Annotated in this window: 11 protein-coding genes and 1 rRNA gene; 4 read left to right on the top strand and 8 right to left on the bottom strand. The window is 68.7% G+C overall.

Going from position 1 to position 16,033, the window contains the following annotated elements; genetic code table 11:
• Nucleotides 1–58 precede the first annotated feature (58 nt).
• The 5 genes from glpK to ABXJ52_RS05610 all read right to left on the bottom strand — a co-directional run bounded on the left by glpK (nucleotide 59) and on the right by ABXJ52_RS05610 (nucleotide 5,282).
• Nucleotides 59–1,579 (bottom strand): glycerol kinase GlpK, encoded by a 1,521-nt coding sequence (gene glpK / locus ABXJ52_RS05630; protein ID WP_367039747.1) that lies wholly within the window; start codon nucleotides 1,577–1,579, stop codon nucleotides 59–61.
• A gap of 14 nt (nucleotides 1,580–1,593) precedes the next feature.
• Nucleotides 1,594–2,349: an MIP/aquaporin family protein gene (locus ABXJ52_RS05625; RefSeq protein ID WP_367039745.1), complete on the bottom strand. Its 756-nt coding sequence runs from the start codon at nucleotides 2,347–2,349 to the stop codon at nucleotides 1,594–1,596.
• 393 nt (nucleotides 2,350–2,742) lie between these two features.
• Complete coding sequence (locus ABXJ52_RS05620; protein WP_367039743.1) at nucleotides 2,743–3,933, bottom strand: lipid-transfer protein; 1,191 nt, start codon at nucleotides 3,931–3,933, stop codon at nucleotides 2,743–2,745.
• A complete protein-coding gene (locus tag ABXJ52_RS05615) occupies nucleotides 3,930–4,373 on the bottom strand; it encodes a zinc ribbon domain-containing protein (RefSeq protein ID WP_367048829.1) in 444 nt (147 codons plus the stop codon). Before ABXJ52_RS05615 ends, ABXJ52_RS05620 begins: the two co-directional genes overlap by 4 nt.
• Nucleotides 4,374–4,475: 102 nt before the next feature.
• Nucleotides 4,476–5,282: a M15 family metallopeptidase gene (locus ABXJ52_RS05610; RefSeq protein WP_367039741.1), complete on the bottom strand. Its 807-nt coding sequence runs from the start codon at nucleotides 5,280–5,282 to the stop codon at nucleotides 4,476–4,478.
• Nucleotides 5,283–5,364: 82 nt separating this feature from the next.
• Between ABXJ52_RS05610 and ABXJ52_RS05605 the strand changes: the two genes are divergently transcribed.
• Nucleotides 5,365–5,898: an NUDIX domain-containing protein gene (locus ABXJ52_RS05605; RefSeq protein WP_367039739.1), complete on the top strand. Its 534-nt coding sequence runs from the start codon at nucleotides 5,365–5,367 to the stop codon at nucleotides 5,896–5,898.
• Here ABXJ52_RS05605 and ABXJ52_RS05600 read toward each other — a convergent pair.
• A complete protein-coding gene (locus tag ABXJ52_RS05600; RefSeq protein ID WP_367039737.1) occupies nucleotides 5,889–8,255 on the bottom strand; it encodes a TIM-barrel domain-containing protein in 2,367 nt (788 codons plus the stop codon). The two genes, ABXJ52_RS05605 and ABXJ52_RS05600, sit on opposite strands and share 10 nt — an antisense overlap.
• A gap of 214 nt (nucleotides 8,256–8,469) precedes the next feature.
• On the opposite strand from ABXJ52_RS05600, the gene ABXJ52_RS05595 reads away from it, so the two are divergent.
• Entirely contained in the window at nucleotides 8,470–10,452 is a 1,983-nt protein-coding gene (locus ABXJ52_RS05595) for an acetoacetate--CoA ligase (protein WP_367039735.1), read from the top strand.
• A 76-nt stretch (nucleotides 10,453–10,528) separates the two neighbouring features.
• Nucleotides 10,529–11,422 carry a hypothetical protein gene (locus ABXJ52_RS05590; RefSeq protein ID WP_367039734.1) on the top strand — a complete coding sequence of 298 codons (894 nt, stop codon included), beginning with the start codon at nucleotides 10,529–10,531 and terminating at the stop codon, nucleotides 11,420–11,422.
• A gap of 58 nt (nucleotides 11,423–11,480) precedes the next feature.
• On the opposite strand, the gene ptsP is transcribed toward ABXJ52_RS05590, so the two are convergent.
• Both ptsP and ABXJ52_RS05580 read right to left on the bottom strand, forming a co-directional pair.
• Entirely contained in the window at nucleotides 11,481–13,151 is a 1,671-nt protein-coding gene (gene ptsP / locus ABXJ52_RS05585; protein WP_367039732.1) for a phosphoenolpyruvate--protein phosphotransferase, read from the bottom strand.
• 76 nt (nucleotides 13,152–13,227) lie between these two features.
• On the bottom strand, nucleotides 13,228–13,677 hold the full coding sequence (locus ABXJ52_RS05580) for a PTS glucose transporter subunit IIA (protein WP_367039731.1): 450 nt from the start codon (nucleotides 13,675–13,677) through the stop codon (nucleotides 13,228–13,230).
• A gap of 691 nt (nucleotides 13,678–14,368) precedes the next feature.
• Here ABXJ52_RS05580 and ABXJ52_RS05575 point away from each other — a divergent pair.
• Nucleotides 14,369–15,894, top strand: a 16S ribosomal RNA gene (locus ABXJ52_RS05575).
• The last annotated feature ends 139 nt before the right edge of the window (nucleotides 15,895–16,033 follow it).

The raw sequence follows: 16,033 nt of genomic DNA, 5'->3' as shown, positions 1-16,033 counted from the left end.
GCCCGTACCCCCGCCGACCGGGGTACGGGCCGCGGTCATCCTCGGCCCGGCTCCCGGCTCAGCCGACGCCGTCCTCGTGCCAGCCGAAGCTCCGCTCCACCGCCTTGTGCCAGTTGTGGTACTCGCGCTCACGCGCCTCCGAGTCCATCACCGGCGTCCACTCGACGTCCTGCTGCCAGTGCGCCTTCAGCTCGTCGAGGTCGTTCCACACACCGGTCGCGAGACCGGCGGCGTACGCGGCGCCCAGACACGTCGTCTCGGAGACCTTCGGCCGGATCACCGGCACCCCGAGGACATCCGCCTGGTGCTGCATCAGCAGATTGTTCTTGGTCATGCCGCCGTCCACCTTCAGGGACCGCAGCTGCACCCCGGAGTCCTGGTACATGGCGTCGACGACCTCGCGGGTCTGCCAGCTGGTCGCCTCCAGGACGGCGCGCGCCAGATGCGCCTTGGTCACGTACCGGGTGAGTCCGGTGACGACACCGCGCGCGTCGGAGCGCCAGTAGGGCGCGAAGAGGCCGGAGAACGCGGGCACGATGTACGCGCCACCGTTGTCCTCCACACTCGCGGCGAGTGTCTCGATCTCGTCCGCGCTGCGGATGATGCCGAGCTGGTCGCGGAACCACTGCACCAGGGCGCCGGTGATCGCGATCGCCCCTTCGAGGCAGTAGACGGGCGCCTCGGAGCCGATCTTGTAGCCCATCGTGGTCAGCAGCCCGTTCTTCGAGGGGACGGGCCGGTTACCGGTGTTGAGCAACAGGAAACTGCCGGTCCCGTACGTGTTCTTGGCCGTCCCCGTGTCGTAGCAGGCCTGCCCGAAGATGGCCGCCTGCTGGTCGCCGAGCGCGGAGGCGACCGGCACTCCGGCGAGCTGCCCGACGGCTGTGCCGTAGACCTCGGCGGAGGACCTGATCTCCGGAAGGACCGCCTCGGGGACGTTCATCGCGGCCAGGATCGACTGGTCCCATTCGAGGGTGGCCAGGTTCATCAGCATGGTGCGACCGGCGTTGGTGACGTCCGTGACGTGGACTCCGCCTTCCGTGCCGCCGGTGAGGTTCCAGATGAGCCAGGAGTCGATGGTTCCGAACGCGATCTCGCCGCGCTCGGCGCGCGCCCTGAGCCCCGGTACGTTGTCGAGCAGCCAGGCGGCCTTGGGCCCGGAGAAGTAGCTCGCGAGCGGCAGCCCGGTCTGCTCCCGGAACCTGTCCTGGCCGTCCGCGCCGCCCAGTTCGTTGCAGAGGGCCGAGGTCCGGGTGTCCTGCCAGACGATCGCGTTGTGGACGGGTTTGCCCGTGGCGCGGTCCCACAGGACCGTCGTCTCGCGCTGGTTGGTGATGCCGAGGGCGCTGAGCTGGTCGGCGCGGAGCCCGGCCTTGGCGATCGCTCCCGCGACCACGGCCTGCACCTTGGACCAGATCTCGGTGGCGTCGTGCTCGACCCACCCCGGCTTCGGAAAGATCTGGCGGTGTTCGCGCTGGTCGACGGCGACGATCTCGCCCGCGTGATTGAAGATGATGCAGCGGCTGGAGGTGGTGCCCTGGTCGATGGCGGCGACGAACTTCTCGGAGTTGTCCGGCATGGCTACCCCTAGCGTCAGAAGGCTACGTTGTAGATGAGACCTGCGAGCGCTCCGCCGATCAGCGGCCCGGCCACGGGGATCCAGGCGTAACTCCAGTCGGACGTGCCCTTGTTCGGGATCGGCAGGAACGTGTGCACGATGCGCGGGCCCAGGTCGCGGGCCGGGTTGATGGCGTAACCGGTGGGCCCACCGAGCGAGAGGCCGATGCCGACGACCAGGAACGCCACGATCAGCGTCTGCGTGCCGGACTCGCCGAGCCCCTCGGTGAGCCCGAAGGCGAGGATGGGCAGCACCAGGGCGATGGTCGCGATGATCTCCGTGACGAGGTTGGCGGCCGTGTTGCGGATCTCCGGGATGGTCGAGAAGACACCGAGCGTCGGCGTCGGCTCGTGCGCGGTGGTCAGCTTGTCCTTCACGTTCCGGGAGACGTTGGCGTTGAACTGCGCGTAGTACACGAGATACGCGAGGACCGCGCCGAGCATCGCGCCGACCATCTGCCCGAGCAGATAGATCCAGACCTCGCCCCACTCCCCGGTGTCGATGGCGATGCCGAGCGTGACCGCGGGGTTGAGGTGTCCGCCGGAGAGCGGGCCCGCGGTGTACGCGCCGGCGAGCACGCCGAAGCCCCATCCGAAGGCGATGACGACCCATCCGGAGGCTTTCGCCTTCGAGTGGTTCAAGGTGACGGCGGCGCACACGCCGGCGCCGAAGAGAATCAGGATCGCGGTGCCGATGATCTCACCGACGAAGATGTCCCCATTCGAGTACATGGCGGCTCCTAGGGCCTCGCCCGGGGCGGTGGCCCCGGTACTCCGTGCTGGGTGCGTTCCACGACTACTGCCTGGCCGTGCCCGGTGACGTCAGCCGAAGGCAGGGGTGTCCCGCGCCCCGCCCGGCTTCCATGGCGAGCGTGCCGTCGCAGTCGAATCGCCCAGAGGGGGATGACCCGCTGAACAGGCCGTTCGTGCAGACCTTCGCGCGTACAGGGGCCCTGAATGGCGCGGAGCCGAAGTGCGGCGATGCCGACTGACACCGGAAGTGTTCACCGGTGGTGATGGAGCGTCAAGGTCGCGGACGACAACGGTTAACCGGCGTGAGTCCTTCCCCCGCGAGGCGCCCGTGGTCTTCCGCCGTGACGAGCGGGGGAGAGCCGGTGACAGCGCTCAGCACACCGCGACGACCGAGGAGCCGTGCCCGAAGAGCCCTTGGTTCGCGGTGATCCCCGCACGCGCCCCGGCGACCTGTCGCGCTCCCGCAGTGCCCCGCAACTGCCAGGTCAGCTCGCACACTTGGGCGATGGCCTGGGCCGGCACGGCCTCTCCGAAGGAGGCGAGTCCGCCGCTGGGGTTGACCGGTATGCGCCCGCCCGGAGCGGTCGCCCCCTCTCGCAGCAGCTTGGCCCCCTCTCCCTCGCCGCAGAGCCCCAGATCCTCGTACCACTGCAGTTCGAGCGCGGTGGAGAGGTCGTAGACCTCCGCCAAGGAGAGCTCGTCGGGCCCGATGCCCGCTTCTTCGTACGCCGCGTGCGCGATGGACGCGCGGAAGGTCCCGTCGGCCGGCGCCACGGCGGCCGCGGAGTCCGTCGCGATGTCGGGCAGGTCGAGGACGGTGGTCGGGTAGGTGGGCGTCACCGTGGACACCGCTCGGATCCGTACCGGTTCCGCCGTGCCGTGCCGCCGCGCGAACTCCATGCTGGAGAGCACCAGCGCCGCCGCTCCGTCGGAGGTCGCGCAGATGTCGAGCAGCCGCAAGGGGTCGGCGACGACGGCCGACGCGGCCACCTCTTCGGCGCTGACGCTCTTGCGGTAGCGCGCGTTCGGATTGAGCGCACCCGCCGCCGCGTTCTTCACCTTGACCTGGGCGAAGTCCTCCAGAGTGTCGCCGTGCACCGCCATCCTGCGGCGCGCGTACAGGCCGAAGTACGTGGGGTTGGTGGCGCCGAGGAGCCGGAACCGCAGCCAGTCCGGGTCGTCGTTCCGCTCGCCCCCGGCCGGCCGGAAGAATCCCTTGGGCGCCGCGTCGGCCCCGACCACCAGGACGACGTCGGCGAGGCCCGCGAGGATCTGCGTACGAGCCGTGTTGATGGCTTGCGCCCCGGACGCGCACGCCGCGTACACGCTCGCGACCCGGGCGCCCTGCCAGCCGAGTGCCTTCGCGAAGGTCGCCCCGGCCACGTACCCGGGATAGCCGCCGCGCACCGTGTCGGCGCCGACGGTCGAACCCACGTCGCGCCAGTCCACCCCGGCGTCGGCGAGCGCCGCGCGAGCCGCCGCCGTGCCGTACTCGACGAAGCTGCGGCCCCACTTGCCCCAGGGATGCATGCCCGCGCCGAGCACCGCCACCTCGCTGGTCATGCGCCCACCCCCACCGGCCGCCAGTACCACGTCGTCGCTGCGTCCCCTTCGGCCTCACGGCCTCCGCCGCCTTCGTCCAGCACCCCGGGGACGACCTCCACCTCCATGCCGACCTCCAGATCGGCGACGGTGACCCCCGGAACCGACTGGCCGAGCACCACCATCCGCTCCGCTTCCAGCTCCACAGCGATCAACGCGTAGGGCTCCCACGGAAGTTCCGGATCGGACACATAGGGCGCGGGAGGACGGTAGCGGCTGTCCGTGTACGACCACACGCGTCCGCGCGGGGAGAGCGGCACCTCGTCGAGGTCACCGCCCGGGCAGCCGGGATTGCGGCAGAAGCCGTCCTCGCGGGGGAAGAAGACACTGGCGCAGGCCGAGCACCGCGTGCCCAGAAGGCGGAAGTTGTCTCCCTCCCCGGCGAACCAGCCGGTGACCACGGGAGTACGCGTATGCGGCAAGGCTCCTCCACGACACTGGATCTGACGGAACGTCAGAAGTGTGCCACGGGCAACCGGATCCCGTCAGTAGCCCGGCGCCCGCTACTTCCCCTGCAGCGAGCGGCGCGCCACGGGGAAGTCGAAGTACGTGTCCGGGAAGAGCTCGGGCTTGTACGTGAAGTGCCACCACTCCTCGGGGAGGTTGACGAATCCGACCTTGGTGAGCGCGCCTCGCAACAGATCACGGTTGGCACGCTGCTTGCCGGTGATCCGGGGGTCGTCCGTGTGCGAGAGGGTGTCGAAGCAGTCGAACCCCGTCCCCATGTCCACGGAGTTGTCGGGAAAGCGCTCGCCCTTGGGCCCGAAGCAGGGCGTGAGGGGCTCCCCGGGGATGTACGGGCGCGTCGGCAGGGCGGGCAGCTTCACGACCGTCAGATCGAGCGTCGAGCCGCGGCTGTGCCCGGACTTCGCCGCGATGTAACCGTCCTCGAACAACCGCGACTTGTCGACGTGGGGATAGAACTCCGCCTTCATGCGCACATCGCCGAGGTCCTCGGCCCAGCGCACGAACTGGTCGACCGCCCGCTGTGGCCGGTAACAGTCGTACACCTTCAGTGAGTAGCCCTTGCGCAGCAAAGTCCGCTGGGCCTTGTGCAGGGCCTTGGCCGCGGGCTCCGTGAGGATGCACATCGGCTTCTTGTAGCCGTCGATGGGCGCACCCACGAAGTTGTGCGGCGTGAGGTAACGCATCTCCTGAATGATCGTCGGGTCGACGTCGCGCAACGCCACGAACTCATCGGGAGCCTTGGGTTCGGGCTTGGCGTGAGCGGCAGAGGGGGCGGCGGCCACGGCGGCGAGAGCGGTGGCGGTGACGGCGAGATGCCGCAGCGCGGCGGTGAGTCCTGTCATGAACCCTGCATCTATCAGGATCCGCCCTCGCGGGGAAAGACCGTCACCGGAGTATCCGACAGAGATCGGATACAGTCCGCGCGTGTCCGCCACCCAGCACCACGCCGAACCCGTACCGGGCTCCCACTGTTCGAGCTGCGGGACGCCCTACGGGGACCACGTTTCCGCCTGGCCCCGCATGTGCCCCGCCTGCGGCACGGTGGTCTACCGCAATCCGCTGCCCGTGGCGGTGGCGCTACTACCCGTGTACGACACCAGGGGCACCGCCCTTGTCGTCGTGACCCGCACCATCGCCCCCGCGCGCGGGGCGGTGGCCCTGCCCGGAGGATTCATCGACGACCGGGAGGACTGGCGGGACGCCGTCGTCCGCGAGCTGGCGGAGGAGACCGGCATCAGTGCCGCGAGCCGCGACGTCCGCCTCGCGGACGCGCTCAGCGCACCCGACGGCTACCTCCTGCTCTTCGGTCTCCTGCCCGAACGCCCGGCGGCCGAGCTGCCGGACCCCGCCCCCACGGGCGAGACCGAAGGCTGGCACCTGCTGCACCGCCCCGCCGAACTCGCCTTCCCCCTGCACACCTTGGCCGTGCGCGCCTGGTTCGAAGGGCGCTACGTCTGAGGTCCCACGCCTCCCCGCACCGTCACCCGCAGCCCGGCCTCGCCCGCTTCCCCGCCCTCCCGCTCGACCACAACCCGCTTGCCGACCCACCGCGCGGTGAACCGCTCGATCTCCGGCTGCTCCCACCCGTCACCCGCGTCCCGAACGACCAGGCCGCCTCCCGTACGCCCCGGAGTCGGCGCCCACACCTCCAGCTCGAGCCCACCGTCGGCGCCCCGCACCGGAAGCACCGCACCGGCCCGCGCGAGCACCGGGATCCGCGACAGGGGAGCCTCCAGAAGAACCCGGGCGGGCCCCTCATACATCTGGCCGGTCACCGTGTCGTACCAACGGCCCGCCGGCAGCCGCACCGTGCGCCGGACAGCTCCCGGCTCCAACACCGGCGCCACCAACAGACAGTCCCCGAGCAGAAACGCGTCCTCGCAGTCACGCAACTCCCGGTCCTCCGGACTGCCCCACCACAGCGGCCGCACATACGGCGCTCCCGTACGCCGTGCCAGATGCGCGAGCGTCACGAAGTACGGCAGCAGCCGCCGGCGCTCGACGAGCGCCACGCGCGCGTGCTCAAGGACATCGGGCCCGAACTCCCAGGGCTCCCTGCGCCCGGCCCGCAGCGCGGCATGCGTACGGAAAAGCGGCAGACACGACCCGAGCTGGAACCACCGCAGGTACAGCTCGGGTGACGGACTGCCGTCGAACCCGCCCACATCAGGACCCGAGTACGGCACACCGCACAGCCCCAGACCCAGGACCAACGAAAGCGACGCCCGAAGCCCCGGCCACCCCGTGGCCACATCCCCCGACCACGTGCCTCCGTAGCGCTGCATTCCCGCCCACCCGGAGCGCGAGAACAGGAACGGCCGCTCCTGGGGGTGCAGTTCGGCAAGGCCCTCGTACCCGGCGCGCATCATCCCGAGGCCGTACACGTTGTGCGCCTCACGGTGGTCACCGCCGCGGCCCTCCAAGGCGTGCCGGGCCGAACGGGGCAGTGTCGGCTCCCCGAAGGCGGCGAAGGACACCGGCTCGTTCATGTCGTGCCAGAAACCCGCGAACCCCTGGGCAAGCCGTTCCTTGTACAGGCCACCCCACCACGCCCGCACCCGCGCGTCCGTGAAGTCCGGATACACCGCCTGCCCCGGCCAGACGACCCCGTGCACCGTCCGCCCCGCGGCGTCCCGCACGAAAGCGTCCGTCGCCCGGCCGCTGTCGTAGACCTCGTTGCCCGGCTCCGCCTTCACCGCCGGATCGACGATCGACACCAGGCGCACGCCGTCCCTGAGCAAGTCGTCGGCCAGCTGCGGCAAATGGGGATACGTCTCCTTGTCGACGGTGAACACCTGATGTGCTTCGTAGTGATCGATGTCCAGATGAACGGCGTCCAGCGGCAGCCCCCGCTCCCGGTAACCGGCCGCGATGCGCCGCACCTCCCGCTCACCACCGAAGCCCCACCGCGCGTGATGGTGCCCGAGCGCCCACGCGGGCGGCAGAGCGGGCTGACCGGTCAGCGAGGCCCATGTGTGCAGCACGCGCGCGGGAGTGCCCACCATCACCCAGCACCGCAGCGGCCCACCGTCCATGCGCACCTCGGACGAACCCGGCCTGTCATGCCCCGACCCCGCGCCCTCCGCGCCCTCGCGCACCGCCACGGTGCCGTCCCACGTGCTGTCGTGGAACACCAGATGACAGCCGACATCGGCCACGACGAGCTGCACGGGCATGGTGATGTACAACGGGCCGTCGCCAGGCCCGAACGAACGCCCGGGATCGGTGTTCCACAGGCGGTACGTGCCGTTCCGCAGCCGCGGCCCCCGAGCGCGTCCCCCGAGTCCGAAGAACCGCGCGTCCGCCGCCACTTGCGAGCGCTGCAGCCAGCGCACGGCCCCGTCCTCCGTCTCCCACCAGCGGGGCGGCAGATCACGGCGCAGCATCAGACCGCCGGGCGTCCGCAGCTCCACGGCGCCGAGCCGCGAGACGACCACCGTCGCCCGCTCCGACACCACCCGCCAGCCGCCCTCCTTGTCCGGCTCGAGGACGGCCCGCGGGTCAGCCTCCGGACCCCCGCTGACGAGCGCGTACGAGGGATCGGGCTCCGCACCGTCCCAGCCCCAGAAGACGGCCCCGCCCGTCGTGACCCGCACCCGCAACTCGGAACGGGCGAACCGCACCACCCCGCCTCCCGGCCCCGGCTCCACCCCCGTGACCGGACCGGGCACCCGCGTGCGCTCGACACCCCGGGGAGCGAGCCCCGCCGCGTCCACCCGCCGCCTGCGCCAAGAGGACCGCACCGCACGCAACCCCTGCGCCGTACCGACCAAGCTGACCGCCTTCATCGAACGCACCAGGTCACGACCGTTCATGCTGCTCACCCTGCCACCGAAGAAGCCGCGCATGGGCATCGTTCAACTGCCGTTCACCTGGGGCGACGGCACATATCCGCCACGCCGACTGTGTGAGGCACACCCTGGTGTCGAAATCGATCACGTGGCATCGTCCCTGTCAGCCGTGTCGCGCGCACGACCAGCACGCGCGCACCACACACGCATACGACGCGTAGAGCCCGGGAGCCGACCCATGTCCTCAGCGAACCCCTCACCGCTCTGGCAGCCCGACCAGGAACGGATCGCCGCCGCGCAGATCACGCGCTTCCAGGCATGGGCCGCCGAACGCCACGGAGCACCCGCCGAAGGCGGCTACGCGGCCCTGCACCGCTGGTCCGTGGACGAACTGGACACGTTCTGGAAAGCGGTCACCGACTGGTTCGACGTGCGGTTCTCGACGCCTTACGCGCGCGTACTCGGCGACCGCTCGATGCCGGGCGCCGAATGGTTCCCCGGGGCCACGCTCAACTACGCCGAACACGCCCTGCGTGCCGCCGAGGACCCCACGCGCGCGGGCGACCCGGCTCTCCTCCACGTTGATGAGACCCATCAGCCCGCCGCCGTGACCTGGGGCGAGCTGCGCCGTCAGGTGGGCTCCCTCGCGGCGGAGCTGCGCACCCTGGGCGTGCGCCCCGGAGACCGCGTCAGCGGATACGTCCCGAACATCCCCCAGGCCGTCGTCGCCCTCCTGGCCACCGCGGCCGTCGGCGCCGTCTGGACCTCCTGCGCCCCCGACTTCGGCGCACGCAGCGTCCTCGACCGCTTCCAGCAGGTCGAACCGGTCGTCCTGTTCACCGTCGACGGCTACCGCTACGGCGGCAAGGAGCACGACCGCCGCGACGCCGTCGCCGAACTGCGCCGCGAACTGCCCACCCTGCGCGCCGTCGTCCACATCCCGCTGCTCGGCACCGAGGCCCCCGAAGGCGCCCTGGAATGGGCCGCCCTCACCGCCTCGGATACGGCACCCGTCTTCGAACCGGTCCCGTTCGACCACCCCCTGTGGGTGCTCTACTCCTCCGGCACCACGGGCCTGCCCAAAGCCATCGTCCAGTCCCAGGGCGGCATCCTCGTCGAACACCTCAAGCAGCTGGGCCTGCACTGCGACCTGGGCCCCGACGACCGCTTCTTCTGGTACACGTCCACCGGCTGGATGATGTGGAACTTCCTCGTCTCCGGCCTCCTCACCGGCACCACGATCGTCCTCTACGACGGCAGCCCCGGCTACCCCGACACCGGCGCCCAGTGGCGCATCGCAGAGCGCACGAAGGCCACCCTCTTCGGCACATCGGCGGCGTACGTCATGGCCTGCCGCAAAGCAGACGTACACCCGGCCCGCGACTTCGACCTCTCCACCGTCAAGTGCGTCGCCACCACCGGCTCACCCCTCCCGCCCGACGGATTCCGCTGGCTGCACGACGAGTTCGACCAGACCCCCGGCGGCCTGTGGATGGCCTCGGTCAGCGGCGGCACGGACGTCTGCTCCTGCTTCGCCGGAGCCGTACCGACCCTGCCCGTCCACATCGGCGAGCTCCAGGCCCCCGGCCTCGGCACCGACCTCCAGGCCTGGGACCCCCAGGGCAAGCCCCTCATCGACGAGGTCGGCGAACTCGTGGTCACCAACCCGATGCCCTCCATGCCGATCCACTTCTGGAACGACCCGGACGGCAGCCGCTACCACGACAGCTACTTCGACACCTATCCCGGCGTCTGGCGCCACGGCGACTGGATCACCGTGACCTCGCGCGGCTCGGTCGTCATCCACGGCCGCTCCGACTCCACGCTCAACCGCCAGGGCGTACGCATGGGCTCGGCCGACATCTACGAAGCCGTGGAACGCCTCCCGGAGATCCGCGAATCCCTCGTCATCGGCGTCGAACAGCCCGACGGCGGCTACTGGATGCCCCTGTTCATCCACCTCGCCCCCGGCGCCACCCTCGACGACGCCTTGCGCGACCGCATCAAGCAGACGATCCGAGCCCAACTCTCCCCGCGCCATGTCCCCGACGAGGTCATCGAGGTGCCCGCCATCCCGCACACCCTGACCGGCAAGCGCATCGAGGTCCCGGTCAAACGCCTGCTCCAGGGCACGGCCCTGGACAAGGCGGTCAACCCCGGCTCGGTGGACAACCTCGACCTCCTGCGCTTCTACGAGGAACTGGCCCGCAAGCGCTCCTGACTCCCGCCCCAGCGGCCGTTGTCAGTGCTCCCAATTACTCTGAGTGAGCATTGATCGACGTACCGCAGGGGGAATCATGACTCGCACTCCGCACACCACCATGCGACGCGCACTGCGCCGCGAAGTCGCCGGCACCATCGGCCTGTTGGCCGACGAGGACGACTTCGCGGCGATGCGCCGCTACCGCACCTTCACCTTCGACGACCACACGACCTACCTCCGGCAGGCAGAAGGCCTCCTCAGGTCACTCGCGTCCGACGGCGGCCACACGGCCATCGCCCTCTTCGACCCCGAGGAATATGCGGAGTACTGCGCCGAGACCGGCCTCGACCCCGACGCCCCGGCAAGCCGCACCCGCTTCACCGCCGAACTCGCCACCACCGGCCCCACCGTGCCGTACGACGGCCAGCCCCTCGCCGAACTCCTCCCCGACCTCGTCGACGAGGCGGTCCGCCGGGCCACCTGGGAGTACGCCACGATGCTCCTGGCCCGCCTCGGCGCGTGCGCGGTCTGCGGCGACGACATCGGCCGGGCCGCCTTCAATCGGGCCTCGGACCTGCTCGTACAGCTCCTGGACACCTCAAGTCCCGGCACCCGGCACCTCGTCTGCAGCGTGCCCGCCGCCCAGGAGACACTCCTCGCCGCACTGCACGCGGCACAGGACACCGAGGGCAACGCCGAACTCGACGAGACCGAAGCCCTGGAGTTCACCACGGTCCTCGCGGTCGGCATCGCCACGCACAGCGCCGCGGGCGTCGTGATGCGCACCACCGCGGACGGAAAACGCGACCGCGTCCAGGGCTGGCGCCTGCACGGCGAGCGACTGCTGCCCCTCACCGCCGCCGAGGTCTTCGACGCCTACTGCACCGACGCGGTGTCAGGAGACCTCGTCGCCCCGGAATCAGGCGTCGACTACTGCGCCGCACCCATCGTCGGCGACGCCCATCCCGGAGGGAGCCACCGCCACTGAACGCCAAGGGGCGCCCCACCCGCACGGGATGGAGCGCCCCTCACACACCTGGTTTCGGCTACTCGCCGGACAGAACCGCCTGCGCGGCCTTCCGGGCGTCCTCGGCGCTGTCCGCGGCACGCGCGGCGGACGCCGCACGCTCGCACTGCGCCAGCGTGTACTTGCCCAGCGTCGCCCGCACGTAAGGAATGGACGCCGCACCCATCGACAAGGAGGTGACACCGAGACCGGTCAGCACACACGCGAGCAGCGGGTCGGACGCCGCCTCGCCACACACACCACAGCTCTTGCCCTCAGCCCGTGCCGCCTCGGCGGACAGCGCGACCAGGTCGAGCAGCGCGGGCTGCCAGGGGTCCTGGAGCCGGGACACAGCGCCCACCTGACGGTCGGCCGCGAAGGCGTACTGCGCGAGGTCGTTGGTGCCGAGCGACAGGAACTCGACCTCCTGGAGAATCGAGCGGGCCCGCAGAGCGGCCGACGGAATCTCCACCATGGCACCGAACTTGGCCTGCAGCCCCGCCTCGCGGCACGCATCGGCGAACGCCTTGGCGTCGATACGGTCGGCGACCATCGGCGCCATGACTTCGAGGTAGACCGGCAGCCCTTCGACGGCCTTGGCCAGCGCGGTCAGCTGCGTACGCAGCACGTCCGGGTGGTCGAGCAGCGACCGCAGCCCGCGCACACCCAGCGCCGGGTTCGGCTCGTCGGCGGGCGTCAGGAAGTCGAGCGGCTTGTCGGCACCGGCGTCGAGCACACGCACGACGACACGGCCCTCGGGGAACGCCTCGAGCACCTTGCGGTACGCCTCGACCTGCTTCTCCTCCGACGGCGCCTTGGTGCTGTCGTCGAGGAAGAGGAACTCGGTCCGGAAGAGACCGACACCCTCGGCCCCCGCCTCCACGGCGGCCGGCACGTCGGCGGGACCGCCGACGTTGGCCAGCAGCGGCACCTTGTGCCCGTCGGACGTCGCACCGGGACCGGTCGACGCGGCAAGAGCGGCCCTGCGCTCGGCGGCCGAAGCCTCGAGCTGCCCCCTCTTCTCCGCGCTCGGCTCGACGAAGATCTCACCGGTGCTGCCGTCCACGGCGACCACCGTGCCCTCGGCCAGCTCACCCGCACCGGGCAGAGCGACGATCGCGGGCACACCGAGCGCACGCGCGAGAATCGCGCTGTGGCTGGTCGGCCCGCCCTCCTCGGTCACGAAACCGAGCACCAACGTGGGGTCGAGCAGCGCCGTGTCCGCAGGCGCGAGGTCGCGCGCGATGAGGATGTAGGGCTCGTCGCTGTCCGGAACACCGGGCATCGGAACGCCCAACAGACGGGCGACGATACGATTCCGCACGTCATCGAGGTCGGCGACGCGACCGGCCATGTACTCACCGGCGCCCGCGAGCAGCTCGCGGTAGTGGGAGAACGCGTCGTAGACGGCGCGCTCCGCCGAGCTGCCGACGGTGACGCGCCGGTCGACATCGGCCATGAGCTCGGGGTCCTGGGCGATCATGGCCTGCGCCTCGAGCACATGCTGTGCCTCGCCACCCGCCAGATGACCACGCGCATTCAGGTCGGCGGCGACAGCTTCCACAGCCTGGCGAGCGCGCCCCTGTTCGCGCTCGGCCTCCTCCGCGGGAATCTGCTTGGCAGGCGGCTCAAGCACCGCCGTCCCCATGTGCCGAACCTCGCCGATCGCCACTCCGTGGCTCACGCCGACGCCTCGCAGCGTTGTCTCCATCTCACCGTCTCCGATAGAGCGACGGGCCCAGCCGCCGCGGTGTATGTCCTGTCGGCCGTCAGGGACGGCGCTGACGTCACTTCCAGCTGAAGAGAACGTCCCCAGCCTTTACGTCGCCATCCTCCATGAGACCGGAGAGGGACTCGGCAGTGGCCTCGAGCGCCACGATCGGGCAGATCGGAGACTTGCCGGCCGCCTCGACGCCGGCCGGGTCCCAACGCACGATGGACTGACCGCGCTGCACGGTGTCACCCTTGTTCACGAGCAGCTCGAAGCCCTCGCCGTTGAGCTGGACAGTGTCGATACCCAAGTGGGTAAGGACGCCGTGCCCCTGGTCGTCCACGACGACGAAGGCATGGGGATGAAGCGAGACGACGATGCCGTCGACGGGGGCGACAGCCTCGGAGGGCTCGCGCGCGGGGTCGATGGCCGTGCCGGGCCCGACCATCGCGCCGGAGAAAACGGGGTCCGGTACTGCAGAGAGCCCGATGGCGCGTCCGGCAAGCGGGGACGTCACGCTGGTCATGGCAAGCCTCCCAGGGGGTGGAGATACGTAGCCGCCGTCACTACCTGTCCTGGACGACGCACTGTTCAGAAGGGTAAGTCATAAAAAGTCCCGGTTCCGCGCAAGAGGTACCGGATGACTGAGTAGGGGCACTGCACAAACGATTTGCGCCCGCCCCAACAGCCGATGTACAGTCGTAGTCCTGCCTGAGGCGAGCGACGCGGTCAAGCCTCCGGACTCGGCGGCATCTATCAAGTCAGATCCTAATCCCTGGGTCCGCTTCTGCGTGCTCGCAGATGAGTGGTCAGGGAGCCGAGAAAGTCCTGATAGAGTTTGGACTCGCCGGAAAGGGAAACGCGAAAGCCGAAAGGCCGGAGCGGGAACCGGAAAGGCACCGAGGAAATCGGACACGAAAGAGTCTGATAGAGTCGGAAACGCAAGACAGCAAGAACAGCAAGACAAAATAAGAAACACCGAAGGGAAGCGCCCGGAGGAAAGCCCGAGAGGGTGAGTACAAAGGAAGCGTCCGTTCCTTGAGAACTCAACAGCGTGCCAAAAGTCAACGCCAGATATGTTGATACCCCGTCTTCGGCCGTCATGGTCGGGACGAGGTTCCTTTGAAGAAAACATCAGCGAGGACGCTGTGAACCGGAAGATTATTCCTCTTCCTGGTTCCGCTCAACGCGGATGTGCACCCGATTACGGGTAAACATTCACGGAGAGTTTGATCCTGGCTCAGGACGAACGCTGGCGGCGTGCTTAACACATGCAAGTCGAACGATGAAGCCCTTCGGGGTGGATTAGTGGCGAACGGGTGAGTAACACGTGGGCAATCTGCCCTGCACTCTGGGACAAGCCCTGGAAACGGGGTCTAATACCGGATGATATCCCCTCTCGCATGGGAGGGGGTTGAAAGCTCCGGCGGTGCAGGATGAGCCCGCGGCCTATCAGCTAGTTGGTGAGGTAGAAGCTCACCAAGGCGACGACGGGTAGCCGGCCTGAGAGGGCGACCGGCCACACTGGGACTGAGACACGGCCCAGACTCCTACGGGAGGCAGCAGTGGGGAATATTGCACAATGGGCGAAAGCCTGATGCAGCGACGCCGCGTGAGGGATGACGGCCTTCGGGTTGTAAACCTCTTTCAGCAGGGAAGAAGCGAAAGTGACGGTACCTGCAGAAGAAGCGCCGGCTAACTACGTGCCAGCAGCCGCGGTAATACGTAGGGCGCAAGCGTTGTCCGGAATTATTGGGCGTAAAGAGCTCGTAGGCGGCTTGTCACGTCGGTTGTGAAAGCCCGGGGCTTAACCCCGGGTCTGCAGTCGATACGGGCAGGCTAGAGTGTGGTAGGGGAGATCGGAATTCCTGGTGTAGCGGTGAAATGCGCAGATATCAGGAGGAACACCGGTGGCGAAGGCGGATCTCTGGGCCATTACTGACGCTGAGGAGCGAAAGCGTGGGGAGCGAACAGGATTAGATACCCTGGTAGTCCACGCCGTAAACGGTGGGAACTAGGTGTTGGCGACATTCCACGTCGTCGGTGCCGCAGCTAACGCATTAAGTTCCCCGCCTGGGGAGTACGGCCGCAAGGCTAAAACTCAAAGGAATTGACGGGGGCCCGCACAAGCAGCGGAGCATGTGGCTTAATTCGACGCAACGCGAAGAACCTTACCAAGGCTTGACATATACCGGAAAGCATCAGAGATGGTGCCCCCCTTGTGGTCGGTATACAGGTGGTGCATGGCTGTCGTCAGCTCGTGTCGTGAGATGTTGGGTTAAGTCCCGCAACGAGCGCAACCCTTGTTCTGTGTTGCCAGCATGCCCTTCGGGGTGATGGGGACTCACAGGAGACTGCCGGGGTCAACTCGGAGGAAGGTGGGGACGACGTCAAGTCATCATGCCCCTTATGTCTTGGGCTGCACACGTGCTACAATGGCAGGTACAATGAGCTGCGAAGCCGCAAGGCGGAGCGAATCTCAAAAAGCCTGTCTCAGTTCGGATTGGGGTCTGCAACTCGACCCCATGAAGTCGGAGTTGCTAGTAATCGCAGATCAGCATTGCTGCGGTGAATACGTTCCCGGGCCTTGTACACACCGCCCGTCACGTCACGAAAGTCGGTAACACCCGAAGCCGGTGGCCCAACCCCTTGTGGGAGGGAGCTGTCGAAGGTGGGACTGGCGATTGGGACGAAGTCGTAACAAGGTAGCCGTACCGGAAGGTGCGGCTGGATCACCTCCTTTCTAAGGAGCATCTAGACTGCCAAGCTTGCTTGGTGGTCCAAGAGCCATTACGTCGGCAAATGTTCGACGGTGGTTAGCTCATGGGTGGAACGTTGACTATTCGGCACGGCTGGTTGGATCTGTTAGTACTGCTTCGGCG

The sequence above is a fragment of the Streptomyces sp. Je 1-332 genome, from assembly GCF_040730185.1.
In the GTDB taxonomy this organism is placed as follows: domain Bacteria; phylum Actinomycetota; class Actinomycetes; order Streptomycetales; family Streptomycetaceae; genus Streptomyces.
This window is presented reverse-complemented; position numbering and strand designations above follow the sequence as displayed.